This window comes from Stenotrophomonas sp. GD04054, assembly GCF_029836955.1.
Lineage (GTDB): Bacteria > Pseudomonadota > Gammaproteobacteria > Xanthomonadales > Xanthomonadaceae > Stenotrophomonas > Stenotrophomonas maltophilia_A.
The window spans coordinates 14285-31817 of the sequence record NZ_JAOECR010000051.1 but is presented as its reverse complement, the minus strand read 5'-3'; the positions used below and the strand labels follow the sequence as shown (position 1 = coordinate 31817).

The window sequence follows — 17533 nt, the reverse complement described above, 5'->3', positions numbered from 1 at the left end:
CCCCACCCCGCCATCCCTCAGGAGACCCGCCTTTGCTTCGGCTGTTGCCGTTGCTGTTGCTCTGGCCTCCACGGGTGCAGGGCCGCAGGCCCTGCCGACCAACCCACTACTTTGCGCTGGCGATCTGCTTTTCGATGTCGGCGGCCGTCACCGGGCCAAGGAAGGTGTGCGCCAGCTTGCCCTGCGGATCCAGCAGATGCGTCAACGGCAGGCCTCGCGGCGTGGCGAAGTCCGCCGGCGGATCGAACGGGTCCACGATCACTATCGGATAGGTCACCGGGTGCTTGGTCAGGAACGACTGCATCTCCGGCACCTCGATATCCTCATAGGCCAGGCCAACCACCTCGATGTTGCTGCGCATCGCATGCAGCGCCGACAGCTCCGGCATCTCCTTGCGGCACGGGGCACACCAGGTCGCCCAGAAATTCACGATCACCCACTTGCCGCGGTGCGCGGCCAGGTCGTAGTCGCTGCCATCCACCGCCTTCATCCTCAGCGTCGGGAACTCGGCAGTGGTGCGCTCGGCCGGGGTCTCTTCGACCGGTGCCGGTGTGGTCGGCGTCGGTGCCTGTGCTGGCGGCTGGCTGCTGGCGGGGGTCGGCTCCTGGGCCGGTTTGCAGGCCGACAGCGCCAGCAACAGGGCCAGCGGGAGCAGCAACGGGGTCTTGCGGGTCATGGCATGTCTCCGGAATCGGTGTAGATATCGCTGACCTTGCGCTTGAGGCGTTCGCGCAGGGGCAGCCGCAGATCGTCCAGTGCCGCCAGCGCAGCACGGCCCAGAGTGTCGTCGCGGTATGGCAGATGCTGCTCGGCTACCGGAATGCGCAACTGGGTACATTCGTACAGATCGGCCAGGCTGACCTGGTCCAGGTCGCGCGAGAGCAGCCATTCGCCACGTTCATCGCGGCGCAGCAGGCCGATCTCCTGCAGGTTGCAGGCCAGGTCCTGCAGCAGCGAATCGGTCAGCATCGGCTCCAGCCGCAGGATTTCATCATCGGCCAGGCCCTTGCCCTTGGCTCGGGCATGGTGGAAGCGGCCGAGCAGGCGCAGCAGGCCATAGAACTCGTAGCCCTGCGGCAGGCGCAGTTCCACCGGCTGGTAGCGGAAGGCGGCCATCGACGAGGACAGCGACGCGCCCAGCAGCACCGCCACCCAGCACAGGTAGATCCACAGCAGCAGGATCGGCACGAAGGCGACCGTGCCGTAGAGCTTCTGGTAGGACTGGAAGCTGCCCAGGTAGGCGCCGATGCCCCATTTCACCAGTTCCAGGATGACCGCCGCGAGAATCGCGCCGGGCACCGCGTGCCGCCATTTCACGGTGTGGTGCGGCACCACCCGGAACATCAGCGTTATACAGACGAACTCGATCAGGATCGGCGCCAGCCGCAGCGCGAACTCGGCCAGCCAGCGGCCCTCCTGGGTGCCGAACAGTGGCATCGCGAACACCCGCGCCGACACCGCCAGCGAAGCGGCAGCGAGCATTGCGCCCAGAGTCAGCACGGTCCAGTAGACCAGGAAGCGGGTCAGCTTGGGCCGGGTCGAGCCGACCCGCCAGATCTGGTTGAAGGTCTCTTCAACGCTGTTGAGGGTGATCAGCAGCGACACCACCAGCGCGATGAAGCCGGCCGCGGTGAGCTGCCCGGCACTGGCCGAGAACTGCCGCAGGTAGCCTTCGGCCGCACGCGCGGCGTTGGGCACGAAGTTGGAGAAGACGTAATCGCTGAGCTGGTCACTCCAGCGGTCGAAGACAGGGAAGGCCGAGAGCACGCCGAACACCACGATGGCCAGCGGCACCAGCGCGAACACCGTGGTGTACGCCAGTGCCGCCGCTGCCTGGAACAGGCGGTCGTCGAGGAAGCGATGCCACAGGAAGCGGCCGAAACTGATGGCCCGTGCGCGATCCCGCGCGCGCTCCATCCACAGGTTGAGCGTATCCAAAGGTTCCATCGGCGAAAGGGTACCCGATGCGGAATGCTCGCAGGATAGCCATACTGGTGGCCACACGACGAGGAGAAGCGGGCACGATGGGCGAGATTCTGGTGCTGTACTACAGCCGGGGCGGTTCAGTGGCACGGCTGGCGCGCCAGATCGCGCGGGGCATCGGCGAAGTGCCGGGCATGACCGCGCGCCTGCGCACAGTGCCGCCGGTGGCCGCCGTGACCCAGACCGCACAGCCGCCGGTACCCGACGATGGTGCCCCCTACGTGAGCGTGCAGGACCTGGTCGAATGCCAGGGCCTGCTGCTCGGCAGCCCGACCCGCTTCGGCAACATGGCGGCGCCGGTCAAGCACTTCCTGGACGGGCTCGGCGCCGAATGGGTCAACGGCACCCTCTCCGGCAAGCCGGCCGGCGTGTTCACCTCCACCGCCTCGATGCATGGCGGCCAGGAATCGACCCTGCTGTCGATGCAGGTGCCGCTGCTGCACCATGGCTGCGTGATCGTCGGCATCCCGTTCACCGAGCCGGCGCTGAGCCACACCACCAGTGGCGGCACGCCGTATGGCGCCAGCCACGTCGCCGGCGCCGCCGACGACCCGCAGCCGACCGACGATGAAGCCGTGCTGGCGCGCGCGCTGGGCCGCCGGGTGGCCGACATCGCACAGCGGTTGGCCCGATGAGCGCGGCGCCGCGCACGGTCCTGCTGCTGGCCCTGATGGGGCTGGCCGCGCTGTTCGCCGGCTGGTTCATCAATGACAAGCACTGGCTGGCCACCCAGCTGGTGTTCACCGTGCCGCCGCTGGCGTTGGCCGTTGCCCTGCGACTGGGCTGGCGCAAGGCTGGTTTCTGGGCCTCGGTGCTGGCCCTGGGCTGGTTCAGCCACGGGGTGATGAGTGCCTGGAGCCACCCGGAAACACGCTGGCTGGCGCTGATCGAGATCGCGCTGGCCCTGCTGGTGATCTTCAGCGCCAGCCTCCCCGGGCTGCGCGCCCGCTTCGGCAAGCGACGCTGACGCTGCGCCCGCCGGGCCGTATCATCTGTGTTCCTGGCCCCGCGCCGCTGCACCTGTCCTGGTTTCGCGCATGCACATGATGGAAGAGCTCCTGGTCGTCACCACCGGTGGCACGATCGACAAGATCTACTTCGACGACAAGTCGGACTACCAGATCGGCGACCCCCAGATCGGCATGATCCTGCGCGAGCTGGGCGTGACGTTCCGCTTCAACGTGATTCCGATCCTGCGCAAGGATTCGCTGCACATCAACGATGAGGACCGCGAGTTGATCCGCGCCACCATCGCCGCGCAGCCGACCCGCCACGTGCTGGTGACCCACGGCACCGATTCGATGGTGCAGACCGGCCAGGTGCTGGCGACGATCCCGGAAAAGACCATCGTGATGACCGGCGCGCTGAGCCCGGCGCGTTTCCGCGGTTCGGATGCGGAGTTCAACATCGGCTGTGCGATCGGTGCGGTGCAGTCGCTGCCGAGCGGCGTGTACATCGCGATGAACGGGCGGATTTTCGACCCGCAGCACGTGCGCAAGAACGTGGCCGCGAACCGCTTCGAATCGGTCTGAGGAACAGCGTGCCGACCAAGGTCGGCACCTACCACGACGCGGCGGCTCGTATCACCGCGCGTCCCCATGCAAAAACGCCCCGGCCGGAGCCGGGGCGTGCCCATGGAGAGGGGCTTGGGCTCAGTACTGGGCGTTGAGAGTCAGGCCCGAGAAGGTGCTGTAGGCCTTCACCCGCACATACCACGTGCCGGCAGCCGGACTGTTGATGGTGCAGGTCTCGCTGTTGCCGCTCAGGTACGGGCGGCAGGTGTAGGCGGTATCGGTCGGGGCACTGCCCTGGCGCACGTACAGGTCGGCATCACCGCTGCCGCCACTGATCGCCACGCGCAGCTGGGTGCTGCCGGCCGGAACGTTCACGGTGTAACTCAGCGAAGCGCCGCTGGCAGCGCCGAGGCCGGTGACCGGAACGTTGTTCTGCAGGACGTTGCCACCCGGGTTCGGGCCGCCACCGTTGATCGCCGCAGCCACGGCCGCGTCGGCGTCGATGATGCCGGCGCCGCAGCCGCCCGAGCAGGCGCCCGGCAGCGGACGTGCAGTGCTCTTGATGATGCTCTCCACCTGCGCCGGGCTCAGCGGGCTCGGGGCTACGGACTGCATCAGCGCGACCACGCCGGCCACGTGCGGTGCCGCCATCGAGGTGCCGTTGTACGAAGCGTAGCTGGCACTGCCCGGGGTGGTGGTGCCGCTGTTGAGGGTGGACAGGATGCCCTGGCCCGGTGCCGAGATGTCGATGCCGTTGCCATAGTTGGAGAAGCTGGCACGCGCACCGGCCGAGGTGGTGGCCGCCACTGCGATCACGTTCGGGCAGTTGGCCGGCACCGACGAGGACACGTTGGTGTTGCTGTTGCCGGCAGCGACCACCACGGTGGTGCCACGCCCGACAGCGCCATTGATCGCGTTCTGGTAGGTGGTCGAGCAGCTGCCGCCGCCGCCCAGCGAGAGGTTGATGACCTCGGCCGGATTGGCATTGGCCGGCACGCCGCTGACGCTGCCGCCGGACGCCCACACGATCGCGTCGGCAATGTCGGAGGTGTAACCGCCGCACTTGCCGAGCACGCGCACCGGCACGACCTTGGCGTTGAACGCAGTACCTGCCACGCCGGTGCTGTTGTTGGTCACCGCCGCTACCGTGCCGGCCACGTGGGTACCGTGCCAGCTGGAGTTCGAACCCGGGTAGCCCGCCTGGCACTCGTTGTCGCCGTACCAGTCGCCCTCATCGTTCGGGTTGTTGTCGCGGCCGTTGCCGTCGCGCGCCATCGCCGCATCACTGATGAAGTCGTAGCCCGGCAGGATGTTGGCATTGAGGTCGGCGTGGTTGGTGATGCCGGTGTCGATCACCGCCACGACCACACCGGTGCCGGTGGCCTTGTCCCAGGCCGGCCGGATGTTGATGCCGGCATTGGAGGTGCCGAAGCCCCATTGCTCGCTGAAGCGGGTGTCGTTCGGGGTCAGCGTGGCACGCATGATCTGGTCGACTTCAACGTATTCCACGTTCGGGTCGGCGGCCAGCTTGCGCATCAGCTGCTCGGATTCGGCCTGGTCGAGCGGACGATCGGTCTTGACCAGGGTCGGGCCGACGGCCAGCTTGCGGACCTGCTGCAGGCCCAGCGCGCGGCCCTGGCTGCTGGCCAGGCCGGCGGCGGCACTCTTCAGCGAAGAGGCCAGTGCGGTGGTGTTGGCCACCGGCGCGCTGCCGTCGCGGTACTTCACGATGAAACGCTGGTGGGTCTGTGCGGACTGCAGGCCGCTGAGCTGGACATCACCGGCCAGCGCAGGCGTGGCCAGCAGCAGCGATGACAGAACGGACGCACCAAGGACCACCCACACTCGACGCACACGCGGTTGCGTTACCTGGGACATCGTATTTCCCTTTCTTGTGGTGTGAATGCCGGAATCGGCAGAAGCACCGGCCCGAACCCTGGGCTGGCTTGCGTTGGCGAGGTTCGAAGTCCGGCGAGCCAGCGGATCCCCCTAACGATCCGCCGTGCAGATGACGCTAATGACCAAAACCGGACACCACAAGATTTTCAGCGTCTTTTCAGCAAGATGAAATGTTCGTTCTGAGACTTTTCGGGTCGAGGGTTTGTGAAGGTGAAGGAACTTTCTCCTGCCCTGCACGCACCTGACTGGGTCATCACATGTCCTGCGATGACTTTGCCGACATCGGCGTCCACTGCCCCCAGCAACGACCGCGCAGCATCCAGGCGGTGTCGCTGCCGCCCTCGTCGGACGCGCTGACTACTTGGCCCGCGGAACGCCCGCCGGCCGGATCCGCTGACCTTTGACCGGCTCGCCGCGTGCAACCGGCTGGCCATCGGCCACGTAATCGGAGAACTGTGCCGGCAACGCTTCGCCGACACCGAACACAGGCCCTGCCTGCAGTTGGTAGTGCAGGTGCGGCTCGGAGGAATTGCCGCTGTTGCCGCAGTCACCGAGGTGCGCGCCGCTGCGGACAGCCTGTCCCTGCGCGACCCGCACACTGCCCTGGCGCAGGTGCGCCAGCACCGAGTACTCCTCATTGCCGTGATCGAGAATGACGCGGTTGCCGGTGAGCTGAGCGGCATTCATCTGACCCGGCACGTTGTCGGCCACATCCTCGATCACGTCCACCACCGTGCCGTCGGCCGGCGCGAGGACCGGGCGACCGAAGCAGTAGTAGTCATCGTTGCGCAGGCCATCGCCACGGTGCGATCGGCCATCGCGGACCACCAGCAGATCCAGCGCGAAGCGCTGGCCGGCATGCGCCGCATGGTAGTTCTGTTCGACGCTACGCCCGCCCCAGAACACGAAATATTCATCGTTGAACGGCAGTTGCAGCCGTGTGCGGGTCTGGTAGTCGAGGAACCCGCTCGCTCCGGCCTGCGGCGGCGTGGTCTGTAGCGGGCGGATGTAGAAGCCGCCAATCCGCCCGTCGGCATCGATGGCCCACAGCACCTGGATGATGGCCGGGCTCCTGGCGAAACGCGCCTGCCGCAGATAGGTGTCGAATCCATCAACCTTCTCGACCTTCTCACTGACCAGCTCGGTTTCTGCGCCCCAGCCCGCCAGCACCTGCTCGCGCAGCGCCACCAGGTTCTGCGGGGACTGCAGCCCCGCCTGCATCTGCGGCGTCATCCGTTCCCACAGTGCGTCGATGTGCCCTTCGTAGAACTGCGTGGTCAGCGCAGCTCCCTGTTGGCGCGGATCTGCAGCCGCAGCCGCGCCGATGAGGGCAGAGAAGGAAACAACCAGAACTGCAAACAGGCGCGGGAGCAATGTCATGTCAGGCGTCCTTTCGATCCGGATCGGGAATGCCGGCAACGATCGCCGCCAGCTGTGTGCGGTACTCGGCCAGGGCAGTGCAGCCCATCGGCGTCAACTGCAGGGTGGTCAGTGGGCGCTTGCCGCGGAACGACTTGTCGATGGCGACCAGTCCAGCAGCCTCCAGCTTGCTCAGATGGCTGGAGAGGTTGCCCTTGCTCAACCCGCTGAGATGTTCGACAAAGCCGAACTCGGCGGATTCGGCACCTGCCAGGATCGACAGGATCAGCAGGCGTGCCGGCTCGTGGATCAAGCGGTCGAGCTGGAGCAGCGCTCTGGAATCAGGCAGCTGGGTCATTCGGCGTTCGTCCGCGCCGCCATGAACGCGCGCATCTCCACCTGCAGCCGCTGGAAGCGCTGATGGTCGCGCCAGCCGACCACGATCAGTGCGATGGATGCCAGCGGGAACACGGCGGTGCTCGGACCGAAGCCATACGCCTGCCCGGTGAAGGCCAGCGCGGCCTGGCACAGCAGGAACACGCCCACGATGAACTCCAGCGGCGTACGCAGCCAGCGCCACACCACCCAGGGCAGCAGCGCCACCACGGCCAGGTAACCGATGGCGCGCAGGTCCCAAGGCAACTCGCCCATCGGCGCCAGCCGGGTCAGCACGCTGCCGATCACCAGCACGCTTACCAGCGCGGTGAAGGCGATGAAGAAGCGCTGGAAATTGCGCTCGACCGGCGTGACCTGCTCCTCGACCTGGCCCAGCCGCTGGTAGTAACGGCGTGCCAGCCATTGCTTGCCGACGATCCACAGCACCGGCACGGCAATCAGCACGATGCGCAGCGCCAGGGTGGTCGGCAGCAGCGCGCCGGCAAGGAACGAGGCCAGGCAGGCAATGCCGCCTGCCATCGCCGACAGGCCCCCGGCACTTCGCGAGTACCGCGAATATTCACGGGTCAGCGCCTGCAGGCGCGAGGAAGGATCAATGACGGACGGCTGCTGCATGACACGCTCCATCGGGGTCGCTTGAATTTAGTTTGCAGTGCAAACCTATTTGCGTCAAGCGCCCGCCTGCTGCCGTCGACGGGCGGGCCCACAACGCAGAAAGCCCGTCACTGGGACGGGCTTTCAAGAAGCGCCGCCGGGCATGGCCCGGCGCTAACGGTTCAACGCGGGCGATCAGCCCAGCTTGACCAGCCAGTTGTGGCGGTCCGGCAGGCGGCCGTACTGGATGTCGGTCAGTTCCTTGCGCAGCGACATGGTCACTTCGCCGGCCGGTGCGTTGATGTCGCCCACCGAGAAGCCTTCGCCCTTCAGCTGGCCGATCGGGGTGACCACCGCCGCGGTGCCGCAGGCGAACACTTCGGCGATCTCGCCCGAGGTCACACCCTGCTTCCACTCATCGATGGTGACCTTGCGCTCTTCGACCTTCATGCCGCGGTCGCGGGCCAGCTGCAGGATGCTCTCGCGGGTGATGCCTTCGAGGATGCTGCCCGACAGCTGCGGGGTAACCAGCGTGCCGTCCTTGTAGACCAGGAACACGTTCATGCCACCCAGTTCTTCCAGGTACTTGCCTTCGACCGGGTCGAGGAACAGCACCTGCGAGCAGCCCTGTGCCTGTGCCTTCTGCTGCGGCAGCAGCGAGGCGGCGTAGTTGCCACCGCACTTTGCGGCACCGGTGCCACCCTTGGCCGCACGTGCGTACTCGGTCGACAGCCAGATCGACACCGGGGCGACGCCCTTGGCGAAGTACGGGCCGGCCGGGCTGGCGATCACGTAGTAGCCGGCCTTGTGCGCGCCGCGCACGCCGAGGAAAGCTTCGTCGCCGATCATGAACGGACGGAAGTACAGGCTCGACTCATCGGCCGACGGCACCCAGGCGCTGTCGACGGCGATCAGCTGCTTCAGCGATTCGACGAAGATCTCCACCGGCAGTTCCGGCAGCGCCAGGCGCTGCGCCGAACGCTGCAGGCGACGGCCGTTGGCATCCGGGCGGAAGGTCCAGATCGAACCGTCGGCATGGCGGTAGGCCTTGATGCCCTCGAAGATTTCCTGGCCGTAGTGCAGCACGGCCGCGGCCGGGTCCAGCTGCAGCGGGCCATAGGCGCGCACGTTGGCGTTGTGCCAGCCGGTGTCCTTGTCCCAGCGCACTTCCACCATGTGGTCGGTGAAGTGCAGGCCGAAACCCGGCTTCTCCAGGATCTGGGCGCGCTCTTCAGCGCTGCGCGGGTGGTCCGAACGGGTGACGGCGAAGCTGGGAATGGACTGGGACACCGGAGATTTCCTGTTCTGGTTGCGGGTAATGCCCGGCCCGCGTCACTGCGGGCCGTGGGTCAAAGCATGCCGGTCTCGAGCCGGGCCGCCTCGGACATCATGTGCTGGTTCCACGGCGGGTCGAACACCAGGTCGACGTCGGCCTCGGCCACCGTCGGAATCATTTCGAGCTTGCTGCGCACGTCGTCGACCAGGATCTCGCCCATGCCGCAGCCCGGTGCGGTCAGGGTCATCTTCACGTCGATCTCGCGCTTGCCTTCGTCCAGGTGCTTGATCTCGACCTCGTAGACCAGGCCCAGTTCGACGATGTTCACCGGAATTTCCGGATCAAAGCAGGTGCGCAGCTGCTGCCACACCAGCTGTTCCACCTGTTCATCGGTGGCATCAGCCGGCAGCTCGAGCGGTGCCGGTGCCTCCTTGCCGATGGCGTCGCCGTCCTTGCCGGCGATGCGGAACAGGTTGCCCTCGACGAACACCGAATAACTGCCACCCAGCGCCTGGGTGATGTACCCATAGCTGCCGGCGGGCAGGGTCACGGTGTCGCCCTGCGGGACCATCACGGCCTCGCAATCGCGTTCGAAGTGGACAGGTTCGCTGCTACGGGAATACATGGGGACCGATATGGGGCCGTGGCCAAGGCCACGCAAGACGGCATTCTAGCCCAGCCGCCCTGCCGCCGCCGGTGCACTGCGGCAAACCACAGTATCCTGTGGGTGATCTTCAGGGAGCTTCGATGTCCTCCAATGCCGCGCGTGCCAGGACCGTGACCTGGCTCTGGCCCATCATGCTGTTGCTGGGTCTGCTTGTTGCTCCCCTTGCCTGGATGGTGCTGGCGCTGATGACCGGCCGGCAGGTCGGCTGGATGGCGGTACTGACCGCCCTGGAACTGGTGTTCATGCTGCGCATGGGCACGCTGGGCCCGGGCCGGCTGCGCATCGCCCTGGTCGTGCTGGGCACCGTGCTGGTGGCGGCCGTGGCCAACTGGGCCATCGCCAGCGCGTGGATGGGCGGCTCGATCGGGCTGGACCTGTGGGACGCCACCCTGCGGATGGGCCCGCACCTGGCCTGGACCCTGATCACCCTCGCCAATGGCGCGATGGAATGGCTTTGGCTGGCCCTGGGCGTGGCCGTGGGCGCCTGGCTGGCGCGCTGATCCACCGGCAGGTAGTGCCGGCCGTTGGCCGGCAGAAGCGTGCGGACCAAGGTCCGCACTACCCGATGCAACCACCACGCATGGATTCGGTAGTGCCGGCCGCTGGCCGGCAGAAGCGTGCGGACCAAGGTCCGCACCTACCCGATGCAACCACCACGCATGGATTCGGTAGTGCCGGGCGCAGCCGCCATGCGTGGATGGGGGTAGTGCCGGCCGCTGGCCGGCAAATGCATGCGGACCAAGGTCCGCACCTACCCGATGCAGCCGCCGCTCAATGCCCGCCGTCGAGCGCCTTCAGTTCGCTCACCAGCGAGGCCGCCGCTTCCGCACCATCGCCGTACAGCATGCGGGTGTTGTCGGCGTAGAACAGCGCATTCTCGATGCCGGCAAAACCGGTGCCCTTGCCGCGCTTGATCACCACCACGTTGCGCGCGTTGACCACATCCAGCACCGGCATGCCGTAGATCGGGCTGGCCGGGTCGGTACGTGCCACCGGATTGACCACGTCGTTGGCACCGATCACCAGCACCACATCGGTGTTGGCAAATTCCGGGTTGATGTCGTCCATGTCGGCGATCAGGTCGTAGGGCACACCCGCTTCGGCCAGCAGCACGTTCATGTGCCCAGGCATGCGCCCAGCCACCGGGTGGATCGCGAACTTCACCTTCACCCCGCGCTGGCCCAACCGCTGCGCCAGCTCCCAGATCTTGTGCTGGGCCTGCGCCACCGCCATGCCATAACCGGGCACGATCACCACGCGTTCGGCGTAGGCCATCATCGCCGCGACGTCCGACGCTTCAATCGGCTTCTGCGCGCCAGTGATCGCCTGCGCTTCGCCGCCGGCGCCGCCGCCGAAGTTGGAGAACAACACGTTGCGGATCGGCCGGTTCATCGCCTTGGCCATCAGCCGGGTCAGCAGGATGCCCGCCGCGCCGACCATCATGCCGGCGATGATCAGCGCCTCGTTGCCCAGCACATAGCCTTCGAACGACACCGCCAGGCCGGTGAACGCGTTGTACAGCGAGATCACCACCGGCATGTCGGCGCCACCGATCGGCAGCGTCATCAGCACGCCCAGTGCCAGTGCCAGCACGAAGAACGCGACGATCGCCCAGGTGTTGAGCGTGCTGGCCGCGATGATCGCCAGCACCACCACCGCCAGTGCCACCAGCAGGTTCATCACCTGCTGGCCCGGCCAGGTCACCCGCTTGTCCAGGCGGCCATCGAGCTTGGCCCAGGCAATCACCGAGCCGGACAGCGACACCGCACCGATGGCCGCGCCGACCACCGCCAGCAGCAGCACCATGCCCGAGGGTTGGCGGGCAGCGAGGTCGGCCAGCGCCTGTGCGCTCCAGTGGCTGGTATCGCGGTTGGCAAGGAAGGCGTAGCGCAGCAGTTCCACTGCACCGATGGCCGCGGCCGAGCCGCCGCCCATGCCGTTGTACAGCGCCACCATCTGCGGCATGTCGGTGATGGCAACCTTGCCGGCCGACCACCAGGCCAGGCCCGCGCCAAGCAGCAGCGCCACCAGGATCAGCGGCACGTTATGCAGTTCGGGCAGGAAGAACGTCGCCACCGTGGCCAGCAGCATGCCCAGCCCGGCCCAGCGGATGCCGCTGCGCGCGGTCAGCGGCGAGGCCATGCGCTGCAGGCCCAGCAGGAACAGCGTGGCGGCGACGAGGTAGCTGGCCTTGACCAGCCAATCGAGCAGTTCGACGGTGCTGATGTTCAAGCCTGCGGCTCCTTCGGCTCGTCCTTGCCGCCCTTGGGCGCGCTCGGCTTGAACATTTCCAGCATGCGCGCGGTGACCACGTAGCCACCGGCGGCGTTGCCGGCACCAAGCACCACGGCGAGGAAGCCCAGGGCTTTCTCCAGCGGTGTCTGCGCGTGCCCCAGCACCACCATTGCACCGATCAGCACGATGCCGTGGATGAAGTTGGAGCCCGACATCAGCGGGGTATGCAGGATCACCGGCACCCGCGAAATGATCACGTGGCCGGCGATGGCTGCCAGCATGAAGATGTACAGCGCTACGAACCCGTCACTCACCGGCAACGCTCCTGCTCTGTCTTCGTCGTCCCATCATAACCATGGGCTGAACCCGGTGCGCGCCCGGCGTCAACCGAAGCCGCGCTCACGCGTTGTCGATGGTGACCCCGAGCGAGGAACCGTACCCTGTGCTGGTGAGCAGCCCCGTCCCCCCGAGCGCCGAGACCGATGCCCTGCCGGCGTCGCTGGAGGCGTTCCTGGCCAGTGTTGGCCCGCGCGCGTTCCGCTTCGCCGAGGCCGGCCTGCGCCAGCGCGAAGACGCCATGGACGCGGTGCAGGACACGCTGCTGCGCATGCTGGACTACGCCGACAAGCCGGCTGCCGAATGGGCCCCGCTGTTCTGGAGCATCCTGCGCCGACGCGTGATCGACGTGCAGCGCCGGCGCCGCTTCCGACTGCCGTTCTGGCGCGACAACCAGGACGCGGAAGGCGGCGAGATCGACTGGGCCGACCCCGGCCCGGACCCGGCACAGGCGCACGAACAGCGCCAGCAGTACCAACAGCTGGTGGACGCGTTGCGCCGCCTGCCCGCCCGCCAGCGCGAGGCCTTCACCCTGCGCGTGCTGCAGGACCTGGACGGGGCCACCACCGCCCGCGCCATGGGCTGCAGCGAAGGCGCGGTAAAAACCCATCTGGCACGCGCCCGCCAGGCGCTGCAGGATTATCTGGAGACCCACCCGTGAACCGCTCCCTGCCTTCCGATGACACCCTGCGCAGCCTGCACGCTCAGTCGCTGCACGCGCTGTCGCCGGCAACGCTGGCCCGGCTGCGCCAGGCTCGCCACGGCGCCACGGCTGCCCATCGCGGGCGCTGGCGCTGGTGGCTGGCCAGTGCCTGTTCACTGGTGGTGGCACTGGGTATCGGCCTGCAGTTCACCGGCCACGGCACCCTGACGGGCCCTGCGCCGGCACCTGTGCTTGCCTCGGCAGAAGACAACAGCGCGCTCTACGACGAAAATCCCGATCTGTACCTGTGGCTGGGCGACACCGACCTGGCGATGGAGTGAATCATGTCCCGACTGCACACCCTGCCCCTGCTGATGACCCTGTTGCTGCTGCCGGCCTTCCCGGCACTGGCGCAGAGCGCCGCGCCCGCATCTGCCGCACGCCCTGCGCCGGCCGCACCGCTGCCGGCGTGGGAACACCTGAGCGAAGCGCAGCGCGAATCCCTGCTGGCGCCGCTGCGCGACCGCTGGAACAGCGCCGATGCCGGCCAGCGCCAGCGCATGCTTTCGCATGGCCAGCGCTGGCAATCGATGAGCCCGGAGGAGCGCGACAAGGCCCGCCGTGGCCTGCGCCGCTTCGAGCACATGAACCCGGAACAGCGTGAGCAGGCCCGGGCCCTGTTCGGTCAGATGCGGAACATGCCGCCGGAACAGCGCGACGCCCTGCGCGAGCGCTGGTCGCAGATGACGCCGGAACAACGCAAGGACTGGGTGCGCGACAACCCGCCGCCGGCGAAGCCGCGGTAACGCCCCGGCGAACGGGGTCAGATCCCTTTGCCTTCGGCAAAGGGATCTGACCCCATGTCACTCACGCCTGCCAGCGTGTCTTCGCCAGCAACTCGTCGTCCCAGTCGAAACTGAGCTCCCCTTCGCGCACGAACAAGGCGACGAAGTTGAGCAGGTTGCGCGCGTACATCTCGCTGGCCTGGGTCGCGCCGCGGCTGGCCAGGCCAAGCGGGCCATCGATGGTCACGCCCTGATGTTCGATGCACTGCCCCGGCTGGGTCAGTGCGCAGTTGCCGCCGCTCTCTGCCGCCAGATCGACAATGACGCTGCCGGTGGCCATGCCTTCCACCATCGCGGCAGTCACGATCGTCGGCGCCGGTCGCCCCGGTACCGCTGCCGTGCAGATCACCACATCCACGCTGCGCAGGTGGTCGGCCAGCCGGCGCTGCTGCTCGGCGCGTTCCTCATCGGTCAACGCACGCGCATAGCCGCCTTCACCGGCTGCACTCACACCAAGATCAAGGAAGCGCGCGCCCAGCGACTGGATCTGCTCGCGGGTTTCCGGGCGCACGTCGAAACCTTCCACCTGTGCACCGAGACGACGCGCGGTGGCGATGGCCTGCAGACCGGCCACACCGGCACCGATCACCAGCACCTTGGCCGGGCGCACGGTACCGGCGGCGGTGGTCAGCATCGGGAAGAAACGCGGCGCACGCTCGGCCGCGATCAGTGCCGCCTTGTAACCGGCCATGCCGGCCTGCGAGCTGAGTACATCCATCGCCTGCGCGCGGGTGGTGCGCGGCAGCTGCTGCAGTGGGAACAGGTGCAGGCGGTCGCCAGCGGCCAATGCCGCAAGCGCCGGATCGCTGGCGGGGGTCAGCAGGCCGACCACGCTGGCAGTGGGCTTGAGCTGCTCCAGCACCGCCACCGGCGGTGCCTGCACGCACAGCAGGATATCGATCTCGGCCCAGCGACCTACATCGAACACACGTGCACCGGCGTCGTCATAGGCAGCATCGGTAAATCCCGCCGCCAGACCGGCGCCGGCCTCATACCAGACAGTGATGCCCAAGGCACCGAGCTTGCGCGCGGTTTCCGGCGTCAACGCCACGCGCCGTTCGCCCGGCGCGGTCTCCTTGATCCCCAGCAACGCCACGGCCATGCAGGTCCCCGCTGATCGGTGAGTTTTCCCGATCCTAGCAGGCGGCCACGGCTCAGTGCAGTGTTGCGCTGCCCGGGTCCAGCCGATCGATCACACCCTGCATCGCGCTGTCGAAGGCGCCATCGTCGACGTGGGCGCGCAGGCGGCCCAGCCGCACCATCACTGCCAGTTCTTCCGGCGAGGCCACGCAGAAGCGCACGCCGCGGCGGTTGACGAACAGCAGGCGCGAGGAAATCGGGCTGACCCAGGACAGCTTGCCGGCCTGCACCTTGCCGTCCTTGTCGACGAAGTCCAGCCAGTTGCCGATTTCCATGCGTCGGAAGCGGTCGGCGTCGGCGTTGTCGAAATCGTCGGCGTCGATCTGCCCGCCGAGCTCCACCGCTGGCGACTCAGCCACCGGCGGCGCCGGCAAGGCGACCTGCGGCAGCTCCGGCAGCGCGCGCTGCAGTTCCGGTCGCGATTCCGCAATGCCCTGCAGGGTGTCGTGCAGGGCGTCGATGGCACCGGTGGCGGCATCGCCGTGCACGCCGACACTGGCAAATACCTTGGCCAGCACCGGCTGCCAGGCCTGCAGCCACGGCTTGCCGACGATCTGGCGGCGGGCCTCGGCCACTTCCTCCAGCAGGCCGTCAGCCAGGCTCAGTGCCTCGGCCACCGACGCGCCCTCCTCGCCCTCGCGCAGCAGCGCCAGGGTCAGGTGGTGCTGCCATGGCTGGCGCAGGAACTCAGCGATGGCCGGCGGCAGGGTGGCATCGCCGATGCGGCGGTCCAGTTCGGCACCGGCCCGGCTGCGGGCCATTTCCAGCTTCTCCTGGCCGCGCTGCGTTTCGGCGGCGCGGCGCTCGGCGATTTCCACGCGGCGGCGGTGCTGCACGAGGAACTCGCGGAATTCTTCTTCCAGGGTCAGGAAGATCGCCAGGTTCTCGTTGAACTCAGCCACCAGGCGCTCGATGATTTCCTCGACCTTGGCCATCAGCATGCGCTCGGCCTGGCTTTCGCCGGTATTGCCCTCGCAGGCTTCGGCCAGCGAGTTGAGCAGCTTGCGGGCCGGGTGGGTCTTCTGCACGAACATGCGGCGGTCGAGCATCGCCACCTTGACGAAGGGCACCACCAGGCGGCCGATCAACTCGCGCGAACGGCCCTCCAGCTCGCGTTCGTCCAGCATCACGTCGAACAGCATGCCAACCAGATCGATCGCATCTTCGTCCTGCGGGTCCAGCCGGGTCTGGCCAGGATCGACGCCGAGACGGGTGGCGCTGGACAGCACTTCACTCTTCAGCCGCTGCGCCAGTGATTCGCCGTCCTCGCCGATGGCCGCACGCAGGGTGGCGCTGGGCGTGGCCTGCAGCAGCGACAGCACCGACATCATCTCGCGCTGGCTCAACGGGCGGTGCTGGCCAACCGCGACCTGCGCGGCCGAGGTGGCGTCCTCGCGAACGTGACGGGTCTGCTGCAGCAGCTCATGCAGGGCCTCCAGCAGCATTCCCTGCTGGCCGGCATACGCCTCGCCGTTGCCGGCATCCTCGCTCCCGAGGTGCTGCTGCATGTGGCCACGGCGCTCGGACCAGCGCGCAGCGAAGCGCTGTGCCCAGGCCGGCGCGGCCTGTTCATCATCGCTGAATTCGGATTCGAAGCCCGCCGCGTGGCGCGGCTCGACCAGATCGTCCGACCCGGGCGCCATGCGCGGGTCGGGCGCGGCAGACATTGGACGCCGCGGCGCCCCCATCTGCGACATCACGCCAGCGGCGGCCAGCTGCTCGTCCAGCTTCTCGTAGATGCGGCCCACCGGCGCGCGCAGGTCGCGCTCGCACAGCTTGATCAGCACCAGGTGCACTTCCGGCGCCAGTTCGCAGCCGGCAAAGGCCTCATGGATGGCCACGCCCAGATGTTCGGGGCTGACCGGGTTGTGGTCGGCGTCCAGCTCGGCGCCGCCGATCAGGCGGCCGAGGCGGCGGTCCAGCCGCGCCAGCACCGGCTTGAAGTCACGCAGCAGCACGGTGGCGAAATTGCGCACCGCCAGCCGCGATTCCAGTACATGTTCAGCCAGCAGGCTCAGGCCATCCTCGGCCGGCCCGGACAGGGTGGCTTCGGCCGACAACGGCTCGCCACTGGCCAGTGCATCCCAGGCCCGCTGCAGGTGGCCGGCGAAGGCGGCGGCGATGTCCTCACGGCGACGGCGCAGCTCGCGCATCGCATCCAGGAACAGCAGCTGCGACGAGCCAGCATTGCCGGCGCGGTCGAACAGTGCATCGTCGAAACGCGCCAGTGCGGCCCCGAACGCCTGGCACAGCGCCGGCAGGACCATGTCCCGGGCACGCTGAAGCTGGACCGGGTCACGGCCCGGCGATCCCATCGGTGTGGGCGCGCTCATCATTCGGGAAGGCTCCCCACCTTCTCTGGTACGACAGACAGCATGGACATCGCGACGGCCGGCACACCCCATGTGCCGGTACGTCGATGGTAGGCCGGCCAGCCCGTCACGGACAGTGAAACAGTCCTCACTTCAAACCTCATGACCGGCGGCCCGGCAAGATAGATATCGTAAGCCGTGCGAGGCCCACGAGGCGAGAGGAAGCGGTCGTCCCTTTCCCGCCAGTGGCATGATGTTCATCACAGTTTGATATTCAGGGGCGGGACGCGACACAGACGGCGTCATTGACCACCCCGACTATAATCAAACACCC

19 protein-coding genes are annotated in these 17533 nt (G+C 67.6%); 7 read left to right on the top strand and 12 right to left on the bottom strand.

From position 1 onward, the window contains the following. Nucleotides 1–106 precede the first annotated feature (106 nt). Nucleotides 107–676 (bottom strand): TlpA disulfide reductase family protein, encoded by a 570-nt coding sequence (locus N7573_RS18555; protein WP_121504922.1) that lies wholly within the window; start codon nt 674–676, stop codon nt 107–109. Beyond that, on the bottom strand, nt 673–1947 hold the full coding sequence (locus tag N7573_RS18550; protein ID WP_032130426.1) for a YihY family inner membrane protein: 1275 nt from the start codon (nt 1945–1947) through the stop codon (nt 673–675). The genes N7573_RS18555 and N7573_RS18550 overlap by 4 nt, the downstream gene beginning before the upstream one ends. Before the next feature lie 77 nt (nt 1948–2024). On the opposite strand from N7573_RS18550, the gene wrbA reads away from it, so the two are divergent. The 3 genes from wrbA (at nt 2025) to N7573_RS18535 (ending at nt 3515) form a co-directional block, all read left to right on the top strand. Continuing rightward, on the top strand, nt 2025–2618 hold the full coding sequence (gene wrbA / locus N7573_RS18545) for an NAD(P)H:quinone oxidoreductase (RefSeq protein WP_012510135.1): 594 nt from the start codon (nt 2025–2027) through the stop codon (nt 2616–2618). Then, complete coding sequence (locus N7573_RS18540) at nt 2615–2950, top strand: DUF2069 domain-containing protein (protein ID WP_279913570.1); 336 nt, start codon at nt 2615–2617, stop codon at nt 2948–2950. The genes wrbA and N7573_RS18540 overlap by 4 nt, the downstream gene beginning before the upstream one ends. A gap of 79 nt (nt 2951–3029) precedes the next feature. After that, nucleotides 3030–3515, top strand: coding sequence for an asparaginase domain-containing protein (locus N7573_RS18535; protein ID WP_041864473.1), 486 nt, complete (start codon nt 3030–3032; stop codon nt 3513–3515). Nucleotides 3516–3635: 120 nt separating this feature from the next. Here N7573_RS18535 and N7573_RS18530 read toward each other — a convergent pair whose 3' ends face one another. From N7573_RS18530 to sufT, 6 genes are all read right to left on the bottom strand, one after another. After that, entirely contained in the window at nt 3636–5375 is a 1740-nt protein-coding gene (locus N7573_RS18530) for a S8 family peptidase (RefSeq protein ID WP_004144921.1), read from the bottom strand. A gap of 378 nt (nt 5376–5753) precedes the next feature. Then, nucleotides 5754–6776, bottom strand: a complete 1023-nt coding sequence (locus tag N7573_RS18525; protein WP_279913571.1) for a M23 family metallopeptidase — start codon at nt 6774–6776, stop codon at nt 5754–5756. Nucleotide 6777: 1 nt separating this feature from the next. Further along, a complete protein-coding gene (locus tag N7573_RS18520) occupies nt 6778–7113 on the bottom strand; it encodes a transcriptional regulator (protein ID WP_279913572.1) in 336 nt (111 codons plus the stop codon). After that, nucleotides 7110–7766 carry a hypothetical protein gene (locus N7573_RS18515; protein WP_049399977.1) on the bottom strand — a complete coding sequence of 219 codons (657 nt, stop codon included), beginning with the start codon at nt 7764–7766 and terminating at the stop codon, nt 7110–7112. The genes N7573_RS18520 and N7573_RS18515 overlap by 4 nt, the downstream gene beginning before the upstream one ends. 174 nt (nt 7767–7940) lie before the next feature. Next, nucleotides 7941–9035, bottom strand: a complete 1095-nt coding sequence (locus N7573_RS18510) for a branched-chain amino acid aminotransferase (protein ID WP_004144913.1) — start codon at nt 9033–9035, stop codon at nt 7941–7943. A 59-nt stretch (nt 9036–9094) separates the two neighbouring features. After that, nucleotides 9095–9646, bottom strand: a complete 552-nt coding sequence (gene sufT, locus N7573_RS18505; protein WP_005415385.1) for a putative Fe-S cluster assembly protein SufT — start codon at nt 9644–9646, stop codon at nt 9095–9097. A 122-nt stretch (nt 9647–9768) separates the two neighbouring features. Between sufT and N7573_RS18500 the strand changes: the two genes are divergently transcribed. Then, nucleotides 9769–10188, top strand: coding sequence for a hypothetical protein (locus tag N7573_RS18500; RefSeq protein WP_279943242.1), 420 nt, complete (start codon nt 9769–9771; stop codon nt 10186–10188). A gap of 271 nt (nt 10189–10459) precedes the next feature. On the opposite strand, the gene N7573_RS18495 is transcribed toward N7573_RS18500, so the two are convergent. Together N7573_RS18495 and N7573_RS18490 are read right to left on the bottom strand one after the other, a co-directional pair. Next, nucleotides 10460–11920, bottom strand: coding sequence for an NAD(P)(+) transhydrogenase (Re/Si-specific) subunit beta (locus N7573_RS18495; RefSeq protein ID WP_032130084.1), 1461 nt, complete (start codon nt 11918–11920; stop codon nt 10460–10462). Then, complete coding sequence (locus N7573_RS18490; RefSeq protein WP_005408173.1) at nt 11917–12237, bottom strand: NAD(P) transhydrogenase subunit alpha; 321 nt, start codon at nt 12235–12237, stop codon at nt 11917–11919. Before N7573_RS18490 ends, N7573_RS18495 begins: the two co-directional genes overlap by 4 nt. 98 nt (nt 12238–12335) lie before the next feature. On the opposite strand from N7573_RS18490, the gene N7573_RS18485 reads away from it, so the two are divergent. From N7573_RS18485 to N7573_RS18475, 3 genes are read left to right on the top strand one after another with little or no spacing between them, the layout of a single operon-like run. Continuing rightward, nucleotides 12336–12920: an RNA polymerase sigma factor gene (locus N7573_RS18485; RefSeq protein WP_279912947.1), complete on the top strand. Its 585-nt coding sequence runs from the start codon at nt 12336–12338 to the stop codon at nt 12918–12920. After that, complete coding sequence (locus N7573_RS18480; RefSeq protein ID WP_032130086.1) at nt 12917–13243, top strand: hypothetical protein; 327 nt, start codon at nt 12917–12919, stop codon at nt 13241–13243. The genes N7573_RS18485 and N7573_RS18480 overlap by 4 nt, the downstream gene beginning before the upstream one ends. Before the next feature lie 3 nt (nt 13244–13246). Then, the gene (locus tag N7573_RS18475) at nt 13247–13708 is read left to right on the top strand and encodes a DUF3106 domain-containing protein (protein ID WP_279912948.1); all 462 of its coding nucleotides are present in this window, start codon (nt 13247–13249) and stop codon (nt 13706–13708) included. Between the two features lie 61 nt (nt 13709–13769). Here N7573_RS18475 and N7573_RS18470 read toward each other — a convergent pair whose 3' ends face one another. Both N7573_RS18470 and N7573_RS18465 read right to left on the bottom strand, forming a co-directional pair. Further along, complete coding sequence (locus tag N7573_RS18470; protein WP_032130088.1) at nt 13770–14849, bottom strand: NAD(P) transhydrogenase subunit alpha; 1080 nt, start codon at nt 14847–14849, stop codon at nt 13770–13772. Nucleotides 14850–14901: 52 nt separating this feature from the next. Further along, complete coding sequence (locus tag N7573_RS18465; RefSeq protein WP_049463516.1) at nt 14902–17223, bottom strand: DUF1631 domain-containing protein; 2322 nt, start codon at nt 17221–17223, stop codon at nt 14902–14904. Nucleotides 17224–17533: the final 310 nt, after the last annotated feature.